Annotated in this window: 6 protein-coding genes; all 6 read right to left on the bottom strand. The window is 66.8% G+C overall.

The window, feature by feature from the left end:
- Positions 1 to 1,060: 1,060 nt before the first annotated feature.
- Genes ACGFN2_RS15425 through pglW form a run of 6 tightly spaced genes read right to left on the bottom strand, consistent with a single transcriptional unit; the run spans position 1,061 to position 19,369 of the window.
- Positions 1,061 to 3,193, bottom strand: a complete 2,133-nt coding sequence (locus tag ACGFN2_RS15425; RefSeq protein WP_393360502.1) for a DEAD/DEAH box helicase — start codon at positions 3,191 to 3,193, stop codon at positions 1,061 to 1,063.
- Entirely contained in the window at positions 3,190 to 4,518 is a 1,329-nt protein-coding gene (gene brxD / locus ACGFN2_RS15420) for a BREX system ATP-binding protein BrxD (RefSeq protein WP_393360500.1), read from the bottom strand. Before brxD ends, ACGFN2_RS15425 begins: the two co-directional genes overlap by 4 nt.
- Entirely contained in the window at positions 4,515 to 7,277 is a 2,763-nt protein-coding gene (gene pglZ / locus ACGFN2_RS15415) for a BREX-2 system phosphatase PglZ (RefSeq protein ID WP_393360498.1), read from the bottom strand. Before pglZ ends, brxD begins: the two co-directional genes overlap by 4 nt.
- An 11-nt stretch (positions 7,278 to 7,288) precedes the next feature.
- Positions 7,289 to 11,188, bottom strand: a complete 3,900-nt coding sequence (locus tag ACGFN2_RS15410; RefSeq protein ID WP_393360496.1) for a PglY protein — start codon at positions 11,186 to 11,188, stop codon at positions 7,289 to 7,291.
- Positions 11,181 to 14,927, bottom strand: coding sequence for a BREX-2 system adenine-specific DNA-methyltransferase PglX (gene pglX / locus ACGFN2_RS15405; RefSeq protein ID WP_393360494.1), 3,747 nt, complete (start codon positions 14,925 to 14,927; stop codon positions 11,181 to 11,183). Before pglX ends, ACGFN2_RS15410 begins: the two co-directional genes overlap by 8 nt.
- Positions 14,924 to 19,369 (bottom strand): BREX system serine/threonine kinase PglW, encoded by a 4,446-nt coding sequence (gene pglW, locus ACGFN2_RS15400; RefSeq protein WP_393360492.1) that lies wholly within the window; start codon positions 19,367 to 19,369, stop codon positions 14,924 to 14,926. The genes pglX and pglW overlap by 4 nt, the downstream gene beginning before the upstream one ends.
- Between the last annotated feature and the right edge of the window lie 241 nt (positions 19,370 to 19,610).

Below are 19,610 nucleotides of genomic sequence, written 5' to 3'. Positions count from 1 at the left end.
CACGGAACGGACACGGGGCGGCGGCGCTCCTGCGAAGGCTCGTCAGATATCCCGGAAGAGACCGGCGAGGCACGTGACCTGCGGTGATGGGCAGTCGCGGGGCGCTGACCAGTATGAACGGCCTTTCGGCTGTTTCACGCACGTGCCTGTTGACGCAGCTGGAAGTCCCAGAGAAGTCCCAGGGCGTTCCCAGCGGCGGCCCATGCAGCGTGTGCCTGCATGGTGTGCGCTCACGTGCGCCCTTCCTCAGTACTGCCTGGTTCTCGGCGGTGGTCAACGTGGAACAGACCGTGGGCGTCCACCACCAGGTAGGTCTCGGGTGCGGTGGCTTCGAGGGCCACCGTAGTGAGGGGGAAGCGCGGTTTTCCGTCAAGCGGTGCGCCCAGGACCGGTCGTGGGAGGTCGTGAAGACCCTCGCGGAGCCGGCGCTGGACGATGGGCCTGACTTCCTCCTGACGCTCGCGGTATTCGCGGCGACCGGCCGTCGACCGCCTCTTCCAGTTCTTCCTCCTCGGCGTCGGTGGTGTGGTCCTCCTCGCGTAGCCCCGGCTTCCGATCCGCGAGCTGCCGGTCGGCTTGGAAGAGTTCGGCGCAGGTTGCGTAGGGCCTCGATCAGCCAGTGGCGGCCCTCGGAATGGTGCCTGCCCCACAATTCGGACCGAGGATTCTTCTGCCCCTCCACTGGCTTGGTTCCGGCTGCCGGGTCCTGGATGCCCAAGGGCCAGGTGTTCTCGATGTGCCATGTGTCGCCGAGGCCATCAGTGAGCGGCAGGCCCAGTCGGCCAACGCCACGCCAAGCTGGTAGTTGAGCGCGCCGAAGGCGCTGGCTTCGGTGCCGTATTCGAGCACGACGTTCGAGGTCAGCCGCCTTCCGGCGTTGTAGTCGTGTAGGCGGGGACCGTCGTGACGGTCCAGATACGTGTTCAGGTGCGGGATCCGCGCTCCGATCTCGCGCAGGGTGTAGTGCGGCCGCCGGTTGAGCCAGGGGGAGAAGCCACGTCCCACGCCGCCCCGCGGCCTGAAGGATGTTCCACTCACCGGTGCTGCCCTTCGGGGTCGCTCAGTCGCCCGCAGCCAGGAACCTTGAGGTTTCCTTGAGTGCAGCCGATGCGCCATCGAGATCCGCGAGACGCGCGGCGAGTGTGGCTTCTGCAAGCCGCTGAGGGAGCGCGGCACTGAACTTGAGCCCATGGATAGCGCGAGTGTCCACGGCGGGGAGGCAAAGCTGACCGATTGCCGAGGCCTTGGCCCGATTCCACTCGTCCAGAGTCAAGTCTTCGCGGAGCCGGATGTACATGTCTGTAGGGCGCTGGAGAGGGTCGGCAATGCCCGCGAGCGTGGCAGCCAGGGTGACGTTGGCCTGATAGCCGGCCCAGGTCCACCAACGCACGTTCGTGTCCCTACCACCGCGGATAACAACTGTCCCGGCAGGGTGCACCGACTTCGCACCGCTGTCGCGTGCCTGAGCGAGGGCGGCTTCAGCCCGACGAGTCAAAGTGATGGGCGGATCGGTGCCGAGCAGGACCTCCCGGGCGGAGCGGGCCAGCTCGTACGAGGCTGAACGGCCGGATCCGACCCCACCCCAGCGCGCCTTTCCGCCGCCCTCGACCGGCTCGACGAAGCACCGCCGCCGGGACCAGTCGATGTACGTCACCTGCCAGCTCCGTCCGGAGAGGAGCAGTCGCCTGGGTCCGGCAACTTCCTCCGTCAGCAATGCCGGGTTGGTGGTGCCGATCTCGTTGCGGCCCGCCAGCACTGTGAACTCCGGCGCGGCTGTGAAGACCGCGGTGAGATCCATGAAGTGCCGGTAGCCGAAGTGGCGTTCGGCTTCAGGGCCGATGAACAGCATTCCGCCGTCCCGCTCCAGGAACCCCTCCTCGATCAGATGGCGCACGACGGGTTCAGCGGAGGGACCGAAGGGGCCGAGCCCGCCCCACCACTCCTGCCAGAGCCGGTCTCCGACCCGGTGTTCTTGCAGGCAGAGAGCCAGCACCTGCTGGGCGACGATGTGCCGGGGTTCCGGTGGGGCCACCACCGGCTCGACCCAGCCACGTGACCACAGCAGAAGCAGGGCTGCTGCGCCGAGCAGACCGTCCTCGTCGGTGGCGAGGAACAGGCAATTGCGAGTGGAACCCGAGCGCCGGCCGGTACGACCGAGCCGCTGGAGGAAGGAGGCCACGGTGTGGGGTGCGTCAATCTGGATGACGCGATCCAAGTCGCCCACGTCGATGCCGAGTTCCAGTGTGCTGGTGGAGACGATCACACAGTCTCGCGCATCGGCGAATGCCTCTTCCGCCCGCCTCCGCTCATCCATTGAGAGAGACGCATGCGAGAGGAAGGTGGTCACACCCTTGGCCCGCAGGCTCTCGCCGAGCATCTCGACCTGCCGACGCGATTCACAGAACACCAGCCGCTTCTCCCCGCGATGCAGGGAGGTGATCACCGTCGCTGCGTTCTCCAGGGACCCCACATAGTCGAGCTGAATATCGCCGGGGGGCGGCAGGACTGGATTCTCGTCGCGCAGATGTGGAGCAACAACGTGAGCCGCGCGTGTGCCGCGCCCCGAGCCCTGCAACCAGGTGAGCAGCTGTTCAGGATTGCCCACCGTCGCGGAGAGCCCGACCCGCTGTACTGACCGACCGACGACTCGCTCGAGCCGCTCGAGCACGGCCAGCAGGTGCCAGCCCCGGTCGTCACCGGCGAAGGCATGCACTTCATCGACGACGATGGTCCGCAGCCCGGAGAAGAAGGCCCGATGGTCGACATTGGCGCTGACCAGCATCGCCTCCAGCGATTCTGGCGTAGTCAGCAGGATGTCCGGCCGATCCCGCAGAATCCGCTTGCGTCGTGGCTGCGAGACATCCCCGTGCCACAGCGCCGCGGTCCGGCCCAGCCATGAGGTGTAAGTCTCCAGACGGGGCAGGAGATTGTTGAGCAGCGCCTTGAGCGGACATACGTAGAGAACTGACGTCCCTGTCCAGTTCTCCGCAGCCATCCTGGACAGCAGAGGGAAGGACGCCGCTTCGGTCTTGCCGCCCGCCGTCGGTGCGAGCAGTACTGCATCCGCACCGTCCAGCAGCGGTTCGATTGCCTCTTCTTGGAGAGGGCGAAGACCAGGCCACCCCAGAGTGTTGACGATGTGATGTACGACCCCGGGGTGCAGCCGGTCCAGCGGTTCGGGTGCACCTGTCACGGCAGCTCCAGCTCGATCTCGTCGGCGCTGTCTGCCGCAGCGTTGCGCTCGACTTCGCTCAGCTCGTCGCTGCTGACGGTCAGCGCGTAGTGCTTGCGCGGGTCGAAGTCGTCAAACTCGTCCACCCGGTCCAATACGTCGGCGACGAGTTTGCGCAGGAAGAGCCTCGGTGCGATGCCGGCCCGCCCGCCGAGCCTTCCCGTCATGGCAGTGGCCAACTCCGCCACGTACGTATCGTCGACAACGGCAGCGATACGCTCAGGATTCCGGGCCGATCCCGCGTACAAGTCGCGTACGGAACGTCCCAGTTCGCCCAGCCGCTGGAGATCGAAACCGGTAAGTCGCAGCTGGACCGCACGCGGTGAGTCGAAGCGCGGATCGGTGGAGAAGTCGGTTGCCAGCCGCTGGGCCAGCGGAGTCAGGCGTTGAACTCCCTGCTGTCCGTCGTAGAAGGCAGGTGTGCCGGTGATGACCAGGAAGAGCCCGGGAAAGCGGCCCGCGTCGATTTCATCAAGGAGCTGTCGTAGGGCGTTGAGCCCCTTCTCGCGCACATCTCCCCGCACCCGTTGCAAGGTCTCGATCTCATCGAGGACCAGCAGGAGTCCGGGATGCCCGAAGTCTTTCAGGACAGTGAGCAGCCCCTGAAGGAAGCCCAGTGCCGCGAAGTGGTCGAGATCTCCGCGCACCCCCGCAGTGCGGCGCGCGGAGGCGGCGACCGACTTCTGGCCGCCTAGCCAGGCGATGATGGCTTCGGCGGTGGCTGCGTCCCCGTCCAGCGTGGCTTTGCGATAGCCGCGCAGGGCGGCTGAGAAGGCGGGAGTGGTCTGGGCGACGCCACGGAGCCGCTCCTCCAGCAGCCCTGCAACCGCAGATTCCAACGCCTCACTGTTTGCCGCGAGCTCGGGTTGCTCCTCGGTCACCTCATCTTCGAGGGTGTAGAACCAGCCATCGATCACCGAGCGCAGGGCGCTGGCAGGCTCGGTTGCTGTGGTCAGCTGCTCGGAGAGCCGTCGGTAGACGGTTTCCAGCTTGTGCAGCGGTGTCTCTGTCTCCGAGATCTGAATCTCGGCGGTGGCGAGCCCTGCCTGCTTCGCCCGTTCGGCGAGCCAGCGGGCGAAGAAGGTCTTGCCGGACCCGTACTCGCCGCGAATGGCATGGAAGGCCGCACTGCCCGTCGCGATCGTGGCGATCCGCTCGTCCAGCGCGGGCGCGAAACGGTCCAGCCCGACAGCGAAGAGGTCGAGACCCGACTGTGGCACGGTCCCGCGCCGCAGCGCGTCGATGACCTCGCGGCGGCGGGCCGCGCTGACGGATGCGCCGCTCATGCGTTCTCCCTGGGCAGTTCGAACTGCTCGCGCAGTGTGTCGCGGTTGAGCCGGACCCGGGTCCGGGAGTCGATCAGGCTGATGACTTCGTAGCCTTCGATGTTCAAAAGCCGGGTCAGCACAGTGACGAAGCCTTCCGGGCGGGTGTTGGTGCGGCCCCCCGAAGCGACGGCGGCACCAGCGACTGCTGCGAGTGAGAGTGTGCCGCCCGATGCGTCGAGTGCGTCGATGACAGCGGCCACCACCTTGCGGTCCGGGACCCTGCGCACGAACTTACCCTGATGCTCGTAGAGCTTGGTGTCCACGACCTGACGGCCGAGCGTGACCGGGGCCGGCGTGTCGATGGATGCGGGCCTGGTCGGGGGCGCTTCGACCGCGTCGTCGGCGAAAAGCTCACCCTCCTGTGGCCGTGCCCTCGGTTTGGCGGGTGGCGCCTTCCGCGCGGGCTTCGTGGTGCTTTGGGTCTTCAGCGGTGCCGGGGCGATTTGCGCTTCCCACCATGACGGCTGGACTGACTCTCGCGGTAGCTCGGCCCATCCGTCGGGTGCGAGGTCGATCGACGGAGTCAGGACCAGTACCGGCACCGTCATCTCGGCGAGGGCGGCGCCGCCGTGGTAGCCGGCCTTACGCGGGGTGTAGCGGATCTCCTCCGACCAGGGGGCTATGACCCCACCGCTGTTTTCCAGCACGCGGGGGCCTGCCAGCGCGATCTCTCCCTCACCGGCAGCCGTCCCCGTACGCCAGCGGGCGGACTCCACCCCCTCAGCGGTCACTGGTCCTGCGTCGGACCTCGTCCGATCCAGTACATGTCCGTGACCTGATACCAATACCACTGGACGCCCTTGTCCCCGCGCGGAGTTGAGCAATTCGGTGAGGTACTTCACCCGGCTCACCGACCAGTCGGCCAGCGAGCTCTGCTGCCCGTGGTCGAGGCTGTCGTCGATGGTGTTCAGCACGACACCGACCACGGCATCCGAGGCGATGGCCTCGACCAGCCGCTGGTCGAGCAACTGTCCCGCAGGACCGGCGATCTCGCTCTGGTGGAAGAGAGCAGCCGTACGCCGGTGCTGCTTCCAGAAATCGGCGAATCCCTCCTTTTCCGCACTCTGCCCGCCCGATACCGGGCGTCCGCAGAGCAAGGTGGCCCGGCTGACGACAGTTACCGACGGGATCATGGCGACCGCAGCCGCCCGCCGCCCGTCGCCGGACAGTTCGCTCCACCGGCCCGCACCGGTCAACTCTTCGCCGAGCTGCGCCGCGACCGCGCTGCTCATCCCGTCCAGTACGAGGAGCAGCGGCGGTCGCTTCTCTGCCAGCTTCAATGCGATCTTCTCCAGCACGTCTTCGATGAGCAACGTCCCACCGGACTGCGACGTACTGGCATGCTGTGCCCACGGCCCGAGCTCGGCCGCGAAGGCTTCGTCGAGCGTCGCCCGTCGCCGCCGCGCCGCATCGTGCACAGTGCGGTACGCATGAACCAGAACGGGCTCGGCGTCGGCGTCTCCCACCCACAGCTGTGCCAGTGCTCGGTCCACCCACCCCCAGTTGGCGACATGCGTGTGCACAGCCTGGTCGACCGAGGACGCCACCGGCTCCGGCGCGTCCAGCCAGTGCTTCAGCCGTACGGCCATGCGCGCCAGCTCGATCCGCTTCGCATAGAGAACAGCGGCAAGGTGATGCTCTTGTACGTGCTCCCAGGCCGTCTGCGCTGCTTGGGGCTCTCCGGCCAGAGCCTCGGCCAGCCGCCGCAGCCGTGCCTGGAACCCTGAGGGGAGAAAAGGATTGTCGGCGAGCGCAGCAGAGAGATGGGCCGCCGTGGCCAGCTGATCGGCCTGGCGCAGTACGTCGAGAACCCGCTGCCGTGCTTCCTCGCTCTGGGCGCCCCGTCCCGTCGCCTCACCGATCCATCGGGTGAGTGTGCCCTCCACTGCCCTTGCGTAGGCGCGCAGTTCGGACGGGCGTGAACCCATGCCGAAGACGGAGCCCAGAGCGACGGCCGCATCGGCCGACGCGGCGTCCCCGTTCATGACGGAGGCCAGCACACCCAGCGCAGTGGCCTCGGGGCCGCGGCCGCTGAGCGCGAGTCGCAGTAGCACGGGGGCAGCCTCGCCCGCGTTCTGCTCCAGCCACTCGGCGATGCCCTGCTGTTCGGCTTCCGGCAACGCCGCAAAACGCTGGGGCCCGCCGGGTGTGCGCGACCAAGCCAGCAACGCATCGACATCCACCGAGGCCTCGCCCTCGAAGACGCCCTCGAGCCCGAGCCGCACTCCGACGAGGGCGCGCATCGCCGCGTCCAGGGTGAGCACGGCCCCACGCTGCGGCCAGCCGCCGTCCGGTTCGGCGACGATCAGCGCACCGGGCAGCCAGAGCCATGGGTCGCGCCGCATACGAGGGTCGAGGTCAGCGGCGCCGAAGAGCTGCTTGACGATGTCTGCCTCGTCGACGGCGATGATCTGCGAGCGCACCATCTCGCCCACCAGGTCGAGACTGATCCGATCACCGGACACGTCGGTGGTGACCACCAGCAGGTCCGACCCCTCGATACCCAGATGAGCCTGCCAGGCGTCGGTGATGCCGAGCACCGAAGTGGTATGCGTGACCCGGACCTTGCGGCGTTCACCTTCGCCGACCGGCACGGTGAACTCCTGCGGCCCGCCCACCATGTACTTACCGTGGACCAGCACCAGCCGCCGACCCTTGGTATGGGCCAGTCGTGTGGTCAGAAGTCCGGTGATGACCCTCTGGTTGAGTTCGGGCACCGTGGCTCCCATCAGCCCTCGCCGCCGCGCGCCCGCACGTCATCGCCCTGGTCGGCGTCGGGTACCCGCCACTGGATTTCGATCTCAGCGCCGGGGTGTGCGGCCGCGTAGTCGCGGATCTCGCTCTGTATCGCGTTGAGGGCCTGACTGAGCGCGGTCTCCAGCACACTCGGAGACCCCGCCGAGACCCGACGCGTACGGCGAGGGGCAACCGGAGCGACCGGGGGACTGGGCGCCGGCTTCGGCTGCTCGACCAGCTCGTCGTCCTCGTGGTCCGTCTCGTCAGAGGGAGAGACCACCACCGGCTCCACGGGCGGGGGCGGCGTGGGCGCGACGGGCGCCACGACACTGCGGCGCGCCGCCTCGTTGATCATCGACACGGCCTGACTGCGCGCACTGCGCAGCACCGGGGCGAGCTCGGTGTCGAACTCGTCGGCTGCCGCTGTCTTCGCGATTTCGTTGAGCAACAGCCTGGACCGGTCAGCGAGATCGTCTCCGCGCTCGGTGTACTGCCGAAGACTGTCGATGAGGTCCCAGTCGGTGCTCTCCAGAGCATCCAGCACGCGCTGCGCCGAGGACATGGTCTTGGCCAGTACGACATCAGCGCTCGCATACGTTGCCGCGGCAAGGTCACGGGTGAGCGGAGTCGGCTCCGGGTTCTGCTTGATCCGAGCCAGCAGGTCGGCCGCGTCGCGCACCGACTGCTCGCGTGCGCTGAGGGCCTCGCCACTGATACCGAGTGCGGTCCTGAACTGGGACAGTGCCCGCCGCAACCCGCTGACAGCGGCCTCTCGCTCCGCCGCTTTCGCGTGCACGTCTGTGGCAAGTGCGTTGACGTTCCGGGCGAACAGCATCTGCGGGACACTCGTGCCGAACAGCGCCGCGGCCCGGGTGTGGGCCGCTGTGAACTCGTCCTCGGTGGGTCGCTCCTGAGCCCGCAGTGCCCAGCCGGGGCCGATCTGGTCCAGCGCGGGGGCCTCTTCCGCCTGCCCATTGTAGATCCAGGAGCGGTCCGACAGCAGTGCGTACGTGGCGATCACCAGGTTGGAGACCAGCTTGTCGAGGCCCGTCCAGCCGAGCTCGGCGATCCAGACGCGGATGTCCTCGACCGAGAAGTCGCCCTTGGCTCCGCGCTTGCCCGCCTGCTGGTCGATGTGGCGGCGCCAGTCCGTGGAGACGTTCAGCGGTCCGTCGTGGACCTCACCCAGTTCCAGCGCGTGCACGATCCGCGCCACGTCCGCGATGTCACTGCTGTCGACCACGGCCCGGCGTGAGCCGTCATCCATGGCCCTGGCGATCCAGCCGTATGCCTTCTTGAACTTCGCGGGAGTGACCGGCTTGCGGCTCTCCTGACGATCGAAGTTCGGGTGCTTGGGATACAGCGTGTCCAGCAACCCATCGGCGAGCTTCAGCAGGTTGTACTCGAAGAGGCCGCCGCCCTGGAGCTGCGGAGTGTGCCCGGCGTACAACGAGTGGACATGCTTGCCCTCGGTCACCTGGGCGCCGAGGTCGGTCTCGTTGGCCTTGGCGATTCCGTACGCCTGGTGCAGTACTTGGCCCAGCTGCGAGACGAGCGTCTCGCGCTGCGCCTCCAACTGATGCCTGACCCTGACCTGGTCGTCGGATGACAGGTGGGTCGCGAAGTCCTTCAACCGGTCCCTGTCGAGCAGGTAGTTGATCTTCAGGAGCCGGCCGAGCTGGGTGCCTCGCTGGGCGGAGAGGAAGGACGGCAGCCAGACGATGGTCGCCGTATCAGGCTTCTCCCGCTGCAGGCGGAAGACCCGGTTCTCGTCGGCGCTGGGCTGGCCGTCTTCGTTTTCGTCGAAGGGGTAGTCGATGACGAACCGGATCCGGTCCGGCGAGGACGGCTCGAACTGCGCGTCGGGCAGGATCTGGGGGTCGCTCACGTTCTCGAAGACAAACTCAGCCATGCGCCGCGTGCCGTGCCAGACGATCTCGCGATCGGCGACGAAGCCACCGTTGTCGACGACGCCCAGCTCTCGCCACAGCCATTCCTGCACCCACCGCTTGCGGGCGCCGTGCGTGTCCTTCTCGCCGACACTGTCCAGTATCGGCTCCACGTCCAGATCGGACAGATGCAGCGTGAAGACCGGGTCCGCGTCGTTGCCGTCACTGCGCAGCTCACCGGGAAACTCCGCCTGGAGCTCCTGCATCCGCTTGACCACGATCCGGTCCTCCTGCCCGGTGCGGGAGCGGATCGATCCGTGGTTCAGAGCGGCGAGACGTGGCCCGGTGAGGCGAGTGAGAGCAGGCACCTCGGGCGCGAGGTAGGCGAGCAGCATCGTCTTGATGAAACGGTCGTCGGCCTTGTACTTGGCGTCGTCCGCCGAACCATACTTCTGGAGGAGGTGGTCCTTGACCTTGCCGTGGAAGCGAGTTGCCGCGTCGGCCTCGCTGCGCAGCCGGTCGGTGAACGCCTCGCCCATTCCCTCGGCCAGCACGTCCCACAGGTCACCCAGCGGTATCAGCTCACCGACCTTCATGTCCTCGCGCCGCTTGTAGAGCATCTGCTGAAGCAGCTTGAGACCGGTGCGCTCGCGCTGGAGCGCACCGGAGAGCGCGACCAGGACGTTGAGGAGGACGGGCGAGACCGGGTACAGCGCCTTGAAGTCGGCCCAGTCCGCGTGGGTGGCGCCGTTGGCGTCGAGCAGCACGTCCCGCACCGACTGGTTGGACGTCTCGACCCGGGCGAAGGCGGCTTCGAGCGCGGCCTTGGCGGCCTCGTCCTTCGGCTTGAGGACCCGCTCCTTGATGATCTCCGGGAGGTTGCGGTCCTCCAGGCTGATCGGGTCGATGCGGCCCGCCAGGTACTTGACCTGCTGTTCCAGGTTCTTGGCGTCAGCGCCGACCGCGTCCGAGCCGATCAGCTCGGAGAGGTCACGCTGGCGGGAGATGAACGAGATGACCGGCAGGGCGCGGCCACCCGTACCTGACTCGATCAGCTTGACGAGCTTGTTCACCTCGTCATTGACGAAGGTCCGCTCACGCAGGTGCGCCTGGAGCCACAGGATCAGCTCGTCGAGGAAAAGGATCAGTCCGTTGTAGCCGAGGGACTTGGCGTGCTGGCTGATGATGTCGAGGCCGTTCTCGAGCGGCAGGAAGGCATTCTTCGCGCCGATCGCACTCAGCGAGTACGAGGAGTACGGTCCGGAAATCAGCGCGGAGGCCAGCCAGTTGCGGATCTTCTCGCCCGGGGCGGCGGCGAAGGCCTCGTCGAGGAGCGCCGGCGTCCAGACCTCAGGAGCCTCCTTGACGTCGAGGTTCACCAGATCGTCCTCGTCATCGGCGGTCGCCTGCGGGACGGTGCTGGTCTCCTTCGGCAGCGAGGGGTTGCCGAGCCAGCGGACGAATTCCGTGTCATCGGAGAAGAACTCCCGCTGGCGGCGGGCGTCTTCGAACATCGCGTCCGCTCGGTAGACCGGCGGTACGGGTGCGTCCGCGTGCAAGCGCTGAACCGTGCGGACGTATCCACCGAGGATCGCCGAATCGAGGTCGGTTGCACCGACCAGGTGGAACGGGACCATCAGGAACTTCCGGTCCCGCAGCCACGCGTCATGGTCCGCGATGATCGGCTGGAGCGTCGGCTTGGTGCGAGCGGCTGGGTCGTTGGAGAGGATCGCGTGCAGCACCGTCATGAAGTGGCTCTTACCGGAGCCGAACGATCCGTGCAGATACGCGGCGTCGGACGACCCCGCCCGTACGGACGCCTCAACGATCTTGAGCGCCCTGCGAAGGGACTGCTCCAGTTGTGGGGTGACCACGTACTCACGTACGCGGTCAGCGGTCGCGTCGAAGCCGCCGGACAGCTCGACCTTGAACGACCCGGCGAGCACGGACTCGGGCAGGTCGAGTACGTCCCGGAGGTAGAGGTCGCCGTTGCCGCTACTCATCGTCTTCCGCCACCTTCTTCTTGGCCGTCTTTGTCGTTGCTGTTGCCTTGCGTGCCCGGGTCTTCTTCGCCGGACGCCATTCGGTGAGTGCCGCCGGGATGAGCTGCTCGCGCGCCAACTCGCCATCCAGGAAGCTCTGGAACTCCTCGGCGGCGGACTCCTCGCCCCACTCGTCGTCCACCTCGCCGAACCACTGCCGCAGCCACGGCATCAGTTCGTTGATCCCGGCGAGCAGCGGTACGAGCTGTTCGCCGGACCAGTCCTGCTGCTTGCGGCGTTCGGTGACGATGTTCAGCAGGGCGGTGGCCTGATCACGCTGGTCCCAGCCGGCCCAGCCGAGGAGCAGGGTCGGATCGGAGCCGGGACTCGCGTCCGGGTAGGAGACGAACCGCTCCTTGGGCACGTCCAGTTTCCCGCGGTTCGACCAGTAGGACTGCTTCAGGAAGTCCGCGGAGGTGTACTTCGGCGGTACGGGGATGTCGAGGCGCTCGCCGGACCGGTCCTCCTCGCGCTGCTGCTCCCAGACGTCCTCCCACTGCGCGCGCTTGCGCAGGCCGGTGTCCTTGTAGCGGTACGCGGCGAGGTAGGGGACGTGCTCGGCGTCGATCACGTCCTGGAGGACCTGGGTGAGGGTGAGGTTGGGCTTCCCGAGGTGGGCGGCGTAGAGGGACGCGACATTGAGGATCGCCTTGGCGTCCGGTTGGTTCTCGAGCTCGTCGGCGAGCTGGCCGACGGTGAGGGTGCGGGGCTGCTCGAAGTCGTTGAGTACGTGGAACCAGAGCGACTTGTCCTCGCACTTGTCGAGTAACCAGGTACGAAGGGCGGCCTTCTCCCGCTTTTCCCAGGGGTCGGCGGCCCAGCGTCGCTTGCACTCGGGGCGCTCGATGAGGGCGATGTCGCGGCGGGAGGTGATGGTGTCGATGCGGGCCTGGACGATGTCCTGGTACCAGTCGGGCCAGTGGGCGGGGATCTCGGTGACGGGGGTGGAACCATGCCGATCGAACCAGGCGGTCTCGATCTCCCCGGCGGCCTGCTTGCGCGCGAGAACAATCTCGAACGCTCGTTCCCCGAGCCTCACTTGGGGAATTGTGCTGGGTGTGGGGGAGGGGGCGGTGAGGCGGGCCTTTTCGGCGTCGGTGAGCAGCCCGTAGGAGTGGTAGACCTCCCAGTCCAACTCCTCCTGTAGCGCGATCATGCGCTGGCGGGTACGGGTCCAGGCGTCGTAGGCGGTGTCGAGGCGAGCCTTGCTGGCTGCCTCGTCGGGCGAGCAGATGTTGGAGGGCTCGTGGGCGGCGAGTTCTTGGGCGAGCGCGTCGAGGGAGCGGCCGAGGGGGAGGGGTAGCAGCGCGGGGAGTGGGAACTCCTGGAGCTTGATACCAGTGAACTCGTAGAACTTTTCCCAGTCTTCGCTAGCAATGCCGCCGCCGATCCCTCCATTTCCGCGATCGAAGCAAATTTGTTTCAGCCAGAAGCATGCTGTCGAAGAGTTGAGTGTTGCCGTAAAAGCTAGTGCCTCGTCGTCTGTCACACTCTTTCCCAGTGCGACAGCTGGCATGTGTTGAGTGGTGATGATCCCCTTCTTGTTGAGTGCAGCGTGATTATGCGTGGCAACCTTCGAAAGGACAATAGTGCGTTTGGCGTCTGCGCGTGAGGGTGTCCATCGATACCAGGACCACCATGGGATGCCGGTCTCGAGCCTCGTCTTTCCGGAAAAGTCGGCTAGATTTCCAAGGGTCTGCTTGATGTTCCACAAGTGCCTTGCCCATGGTTCGTGATAGTCGACTCTCATGACCTGCCCATTTGTTTCATATGGTGCGATGGCGAGGTTGTGTGGAGTAATGTTCCAATCTCGTAGTTCCTCGCCAACTGAAACCTTGCGGGTCATGTGCGACGGTGATGAAAAACGCTTATGCCAATCTGGTGAAAGATAGAAAGCGTCATCCGCTCCAGAGAATCCAGCAAAACCTGCTTGGGTGCCAGTGGAGGCTCCGAGAGTCACGACCTGGGCGTCTGCGATAAGTTCCGTGAGGCGACTGGCGCCCCCTCCTTTGAGGCTCCATGGGTATGTGGAAATTTCTGTCCTACTGAGGTCGAGTGAACTAATCCACTCGGATTCACTGCCAGGTCGGTGGATTTGTTCGGTGATCGCAGTCCAAACAACGCCGCATGCTGCAATCTTCGGCTGTGACGGCTCACCTCGCACACCCAGCACGGTCCGGATGGGTTCGTCCTGCCGTGATACGTGATTCCGCCCGACCAGAATCACTGTAGGCGTCCCATGCCCTGGGATATACGCCCCCGAAGTGTCGATGATGTGAGTCAGGTGGACTCTGAGTCGAAAAAAATCTTCGATCAGTTTCTTGCCGAACTCTCGTTTCATGAAGGAGTTCGCCGTGATCTGTCCCACATACCCCGCATCCCGCACAGACCCAGCCGTCCGCACCGCCAGCTGGAAAAGCCGCTCAGTGAACGGTACCGATAGTGCGTACTTTCCCGAGCAAGACTCGTATACCCGGTAGTTGAGGTTCTCCTGCTTGTCCTTGACCGTGATGTACGGCGGGTTACCTACGACCACGTGGTACGTGTCGCGCGTCATCAGGTCGCAACGCTCTGCGTACTCGTCGATGTCCTCGGGCCGGTAGAAGAAGCTCTCGAGGCCTTCCTCCGACAGCGAGAACATGGTCTCCGATTCTCGCTTCGGCGCACCGCGACCGTGGATCAAGGAATCGCCCACCGCCACATTGATCGGGAATCCTGGCGCTGTATCGAGGCGCCCCGCACCCGCCGCCTTCAGCGCAGCGATCAACAGCCGGAACCGGGCGATCGACACGGCAAAGGGGTTCTTGTCGCACCCGTGCACCGCATTCAGAGCCCGGCGGATCAGCGTCCAGTCATCCGCACTCTTGTCCTCATCCCGCCACTTCGCCAACAGCCGCTCGAAGAGCCCCAGCAGAAAGTGTCCCGAGCCGCACGCCGGGTCAATTGTCCTTAAACCCACGGGAAGTTCCCGATCGACACCGTGCCCGTCGCGAATTTTGACGACCGGCTCCAGTCCAAACTCCTCAACCGCCGGCTCCAGTGTCAGGTCGAGGATGAACTCCTCCACGAACACCGGGGTCTGGAGCAGCGCGTACGTCTTCCGAGCGTGCTCGCTGAGGTCCTGGTACAGGTCGCCCAGGAAGCGCGTGTCCAAGTCGCTGTCCACGAATGAGTGGACGAGCTCACCGTCGGAGTCGACCCGTCGCCAGAACTTCAGAAGGGCCGTCGCCGCCTCGTACGAAGGGGCGATCTCCCACAGGGGGTTGTGCCTGCGGTCAAAGAGACCTGCCACCGTCGGGTTGGTCCCGGCCAAGTGGTCGAACGCCGCAACGATCCAGTCGCGGTCATTCTTCTCCGGGTTCGCCGCGAAGAACGCCGCGTCGTGATCCTCCGCGTCCTTCAGACGCTCCCCGACACCCGCCAGCCACGCACGCTCGATCAGCCCGTTGTCCTCGCAGAACCGCACGAAGACGCAACCGAGCACCCACGCCGCCGCGACCTGCGTAACCCGCTCATCGCGCCACGACTCGTACGTCGCCGCCGTACGGTCCGCCGTATACGCCCGCGTGTACTCGGCCGTGAGCCGGTCCCGGTACTCCTCCACCGACTCGCTCCGCGCCCGCAGGTCGTCCTCCAGGAGCGTGACCTGCTTGCGGAGGTCCTTCAGCAGACCGTCCTGACCACCATTGCGCGCGCTCACAGTGCCAATCCCTCTCGATGTGCAGCTAAGTCCTTGAGGAAGTCCTCGGTCAGTACCACGCGTTCCGCGTCGCCACCGGTTACCTCCACTGTGCGTCCGTCCAACTGCGGTCCCCCCTGGGGGTTGTGCGACGGCGTGAGCAGCCACAGCCCGTGCGGTCGCCCTCCAGGCTTACGGGCCTCGCGTTGCAGCTCCACCAGCAGTTCGTGCCCGCCCGCTTCGTAGTAGTGGGAGAGCAGGCCCGTGGTGTGAAGGAACAACACCGTCTTGGGCTCGCGAGAGGCTGCCCCTTCCAGCCGCGCTGCGACCCTCGGCCATACCCGGACCACGAACGACCGCAGCCCGCCCGGAAGTTCACGGTTCCTTGTGTGCCGGGTGTCCGCACCCAGCACCTTCGACCAGTCCGCGCCGTGTTCGGCCGCCAGCGCCCGGAACTCCTCCAGGAAGACCCTCGCCAAGTTCACCGGAACCACCGGGAACGCCTCCGTGACCGCTTCCGCAACTGAGCCGGCCTCGCCCCGCAGCCGCTTGACGTGTACGTTCAGTGCGAGGAAGCCGCCCTCCCGTATCGCGGAGTTGAGCTTCGCGGCGAGCAGCGGCGACGGCTCGCGCCCCCCGGCGGCGCCAGCCACCAGTGCGCGAGAAGCCCTTGTCACCGTGCCCGTCGAGGTGGGCCAGCTGCTGGCGCCCACCGCTGACACCGGCACCGGGGGCTTGAAGCGCGCCTCCGCCGTCTCGTAGGTCAGCGGGAACCCGGCCTTCTTCAGCGCGTCCTCGACCTCGACGTACGTGGGCCTGCCCATCGCCATCTCGGGGAAGCGTGAGCGCAGGCGAGAGAGCAGCCCCTCCAGGCTGATGCCTACCTCGCGTCGCACACCGGCCGCGGCTTGAGAGATCTGCAGGGCACGCCAGAGCTCCAGCGTGCGTGGGTACAGCTCAAGCCGGGGAGAGGCGGCTGCACCCAATGAAGTGGCCGCGGCCAGCGTGACCAGCCGGGCGTCCGGCAGCGGGTCCATGCCTTCAGGTGTGCGCACCGCCCGTAGGTCGCGGAGCGCACCTGACCGGTCCGGCAGGGGATCGGCAGTGGCGATCTTCTCCGCCGCTTCGCCCAGCTCTATTGCGTAGGCGGCGAGTTCGTCGGACGTCGGGTCATCGGAGCCGTCCAGCGATTCCAGGGCCACGATCAGCCTGCCCCGCCGCCGCATCTGTGCGAGCCGCGGTTCATGGTCCTCGTCGCGTCCGGTGAGGAGTGTCTCGGCGGCGACCGCGGCTCGTACGACCGCGAGCGCGGCGGCCTCCGTGCCGTCCGTGGACTCGCTCTGAGAACCGTGGCTCGCGGCCAGCACCCGGGACAGTTCCCTGGCGGTCATCACGCGGCCGGCGTCCCGGACGGCGTCTACCAATTCACCGCGCAGGACGTTCATCCAACCCACGTCGGCCCACTCCGTGATCGCCGCGCTGAGGTGCTTCGAGACGGTGAACTCGGAGACCTTCACTGTCTCCGCGACCTGGCGGTTGGTGAGCCAGGAACCCAACTCAGCCTTGCCGTCGAGCCCGAGCCCGAGCCACGCCGCGACGACGTGCGGCCGCTTGTTGTCTTTGCGGCCCGGCGGCATCGGGTTGAGGAGCGCGGCCAAGTGCTCCACGTCCTGCCTGGCTTCGTGCTCGGCACCAAGCTTGTCGTCCGCCGCTATAGGCACCACGGGCCGGACTGGAACAGCGGCGGCTTGGGGCTTCTTGGGACGCAGCGCAGCCGACCACTGACGGTGCCGCCGGTTGAGCTCCTTCTTGACCACCGCGCCGATACCGCGCTTGCCGCGGAAGCGAGGTGAGGGGACGTCCAGCAGCTCGCCGACCGTCACCGCGCCGAGTTCCTCGGCCACCGCAGCCGCCCGCTCGGTCAGCCCCGCGTCCCTCAGTGTCGTGCCGAGCTTCGCCTTCTCCGCGTACAGGTCCCGGATGTCGTCGTCGGAGAGGCCTTCCTGCCGGCCCGCGCCGCCCAGCAGCGAGACCGGGTCCGATGCGGGCGGCGGCTGGGTGCGGTCGGCCTCCACGAAGATGGATCGCCAAGCGTCCCGCATCTGCCGCAGTGACTCGAACCGGCGGCTCGCTTCACGGTGCAGCGCCCGCTCGAAGAACTTCTCGAGTCCTGGCCCCAGGATGGCCACGAAGGCGTCCGTGGCGAGGACGGGGAGGTCGTCCTTGAGGGCCGTCTGTGGGTCGTCCGTGCCGTTGCCCCACATGGGGCGCTCGGCGGCGGCCATCTCATGCAGAACGACCGCGGCGGCGTACCGCTCCGCGTAGTCGTCGTAGATGGGGCGCCGGGCATCTCCGAGGAAGGGATCGAGATAGCCGCGCGTGCCGGCCTTGATGTCACGGTCGGAGACATTGGCCAGGGAGAAGTCGAAGAGCATCAACTGCTGCTCACCGTCGTCCCGGACCTTGATCCCGAGGTTGTCGGGCTTGAGGTCGCGGTGGCGCAGGCCCCTGGCCGCAAGGTCGTCGAGGGCGGTGAACAGGTCCTCGCCGAAGGACGCCAATTCCTCGTAGCCCAGCTGCCCGTAGCCGGCCAGCCGTTGGCCGAGGGTCTCAGGACCGGCGTACTCCAAGGCGAGGACGGTCCGGCCGCCGATCGTGCGCGGGCCTTCGTGCAGCTTGACGATACGGCCGCTGCTGATTTGCTGGAGGGCTGCCGCCTCCGAGACCAGGCGCTCGTTCTTCTCCGCGTCCAATGCGACCTTGAGTACCCGCTCCTCCACCACGCGGCGACCGCGCTCGTCCTCGGTGACGCGCGTCACGTACAGCGCCCGGGCTGTCGCACCTGAGCCGAGCACTCGCTCGACGGTCCAGTCCCCGTCGACAGCCTGGCCGGGGGTGGCGGTGAGCGGGTCGGCCTCCACGGCGACCGTCTGTGTGGCGCTGGCCTGCTCGGCATCGTCGAGCTGCCTGAGAAAGGCGTCGGCAGAGTCGAGGCGATCGTCGACGGACACGCGGGTCGCGGCGTACACCAGCTCGTCGAGACCGGCATCCATGGCGTCGCTGACCGCGTACAGGTGCAGTCCGCCGTCGGCCGCGAGTCGCGCCTTCAGGGCGGTACGGGTGTCGGCAGGCGGCATCCCGGTCAGGATGTGGTGCGCCACGGCTCCGAGACCGAAGACATCGAGGTCCACCGGGTCCGGATAGTCGGCGTCGGTCTCGGGCGCGAGGTAGCACTGGGCGGCGTCCTCGATGTGCTCTCCGGTGAAGGAGCTCTCGCCGAGTGAGCGCAGTGAGGTGGTGTCGAAATCGCGGGCCGATGCCTGCCAGTCGATGATCCGCAGGACGGGGTCGTCGTTGCCGTTGTCGCGGGCGCTGACATACACCGAACGGGCCGCGAGTGCACGGTGGTAGAGCGAGCGGCGGTGGGCGTAGCGGACGGCCTCGGCGAGCTGGCGCACCATGTCGCGGCGTACGGCTTCGGACAGCTTCGGGCCGTGGACAGCAAGGTAGTTGTCCAACCGTAGATCGCTCTCCCGGTGGCGGAAGAGGATCGCGGGGCCGCCCTGGTGCTGGCGGAAGGCGACGGCCTGGGAGATGCCGCGGTGGGCGATGCCCTGGAGCACCTGGTACTCGCGCTCGGCGGCGCGGGTGGCGGAGCGCCGTTTCTCCTCGCTCGCCTGCTGCTCCACGAGATAGACCCGGACCCGGCCCTCCTCGTGGATCATCTCCTTGCGCTCGGCGAGCCGATCTTCCCAAGTGGGCCCCGCGTCCAGGGGGCGGGAGGAGAGCCTCCAGCCGTCGCCGAAGTCGAGGTGGGCGGTGGATGCCCGCACACCGATCTTCTTCATCAGCTCTGGCAGATGCCGTGCGAAGACGTCTTCCTTGATCCGCCAGCTCTCTCGCTCCGGCGGGAGGTTGAGGAAGTCGTCCCAGATGCCCGGGAGGCCGCTCTGGGCGCCGTCACGCCCGTACACATGAGTGCGCTGCACGGTGTCCAACTCGCTCTGGAGCAGCGGGTCGGACAGGAACACGAGCGGGTCGATCCGGGGAACGCGCATGCTCGGGTAGAGCTCGCGGGCCGCCTCCTGGAGGCGGGCCTTCAACTCTTTGGACTTGAGATCGGTGAGGTGCAGGGGGTTGCGGATCGTACGGACCCGGCGGTCGGGGGCGTGGAAGCTCCAGGTGTCCCCGCTGTTGATGATGCGGCCGGGATGCCCCTTCAACTCGACCAGGTAGAGGCCACGGGGTGTGGCGATGAACAGGTCGCACTCGTTGATGCGGCCGCTCATGGCGGTGAAGGAGAACGTTGCCCAGGCATAGTGCGGAGCCGTCACCGGCATCCGCTGCTTGATGTAGTCGAGAGCCGTCTGCTCCCAGGGAAAGGGGGACGGCCGTGTCTGGTACCAGCGCTTCGGCTGGTGCTGGCCGGGCTTGGGGGTCGCCTGACCTCCTGCTGCCGCCACCGCCGTTCACCACACCTTTCCGCCACCGGACTCGCCTGGTTGCCGGCGTGGTTGGCGGCAACGGTATGGGGCGAATCACGGCATTTTGAAATCGTCAGACCGCTGATCTGATCATCTTGCCAGGTGGGAGGTGGTGTTGCAGGAGGCTGGGAGAAATCCGGCGACGGGTGCGGGAAGTAGGGATTGCGGTTGTCGCTATCAAGCCATTCAGTGAATGCTGTACCGCATGCCACGGCGTGCC

Origin of the sequence: Streptomyces sp. NPDC048612 (assembly GCF_043199295.1) — a bacterium.
Classification (GTDB): domain Bacteria; phylum Actinomycetota; class Actinomycetes; order Streptomycetales; family Streptomycetaceae; genus Streptomyces.
The sequence above is the reverse complement of the archived record's forward strand: the minus strand, read 5'-3'. Positions and strand labels throughout refer to the sequence as shown.

What these genes read in the sequence shown, in the direction of transcription:
- brxD (WP_393360500.1), bottom strand. Translation starts at nt 4,518, where the DNA reads ATGAGCGGCGCATCCGTCAGCGCGGCCCGCCGCCGCGAGGTCATCGAC.
- ACGFN2_RS15410 (WP_393360496.1), bottom strand. Translation starts at nt 11,188, where the DNA reads ATGAGTAGCGGCAACGGCGACCTCTACCTCCGGGACGTACTCGACCTG.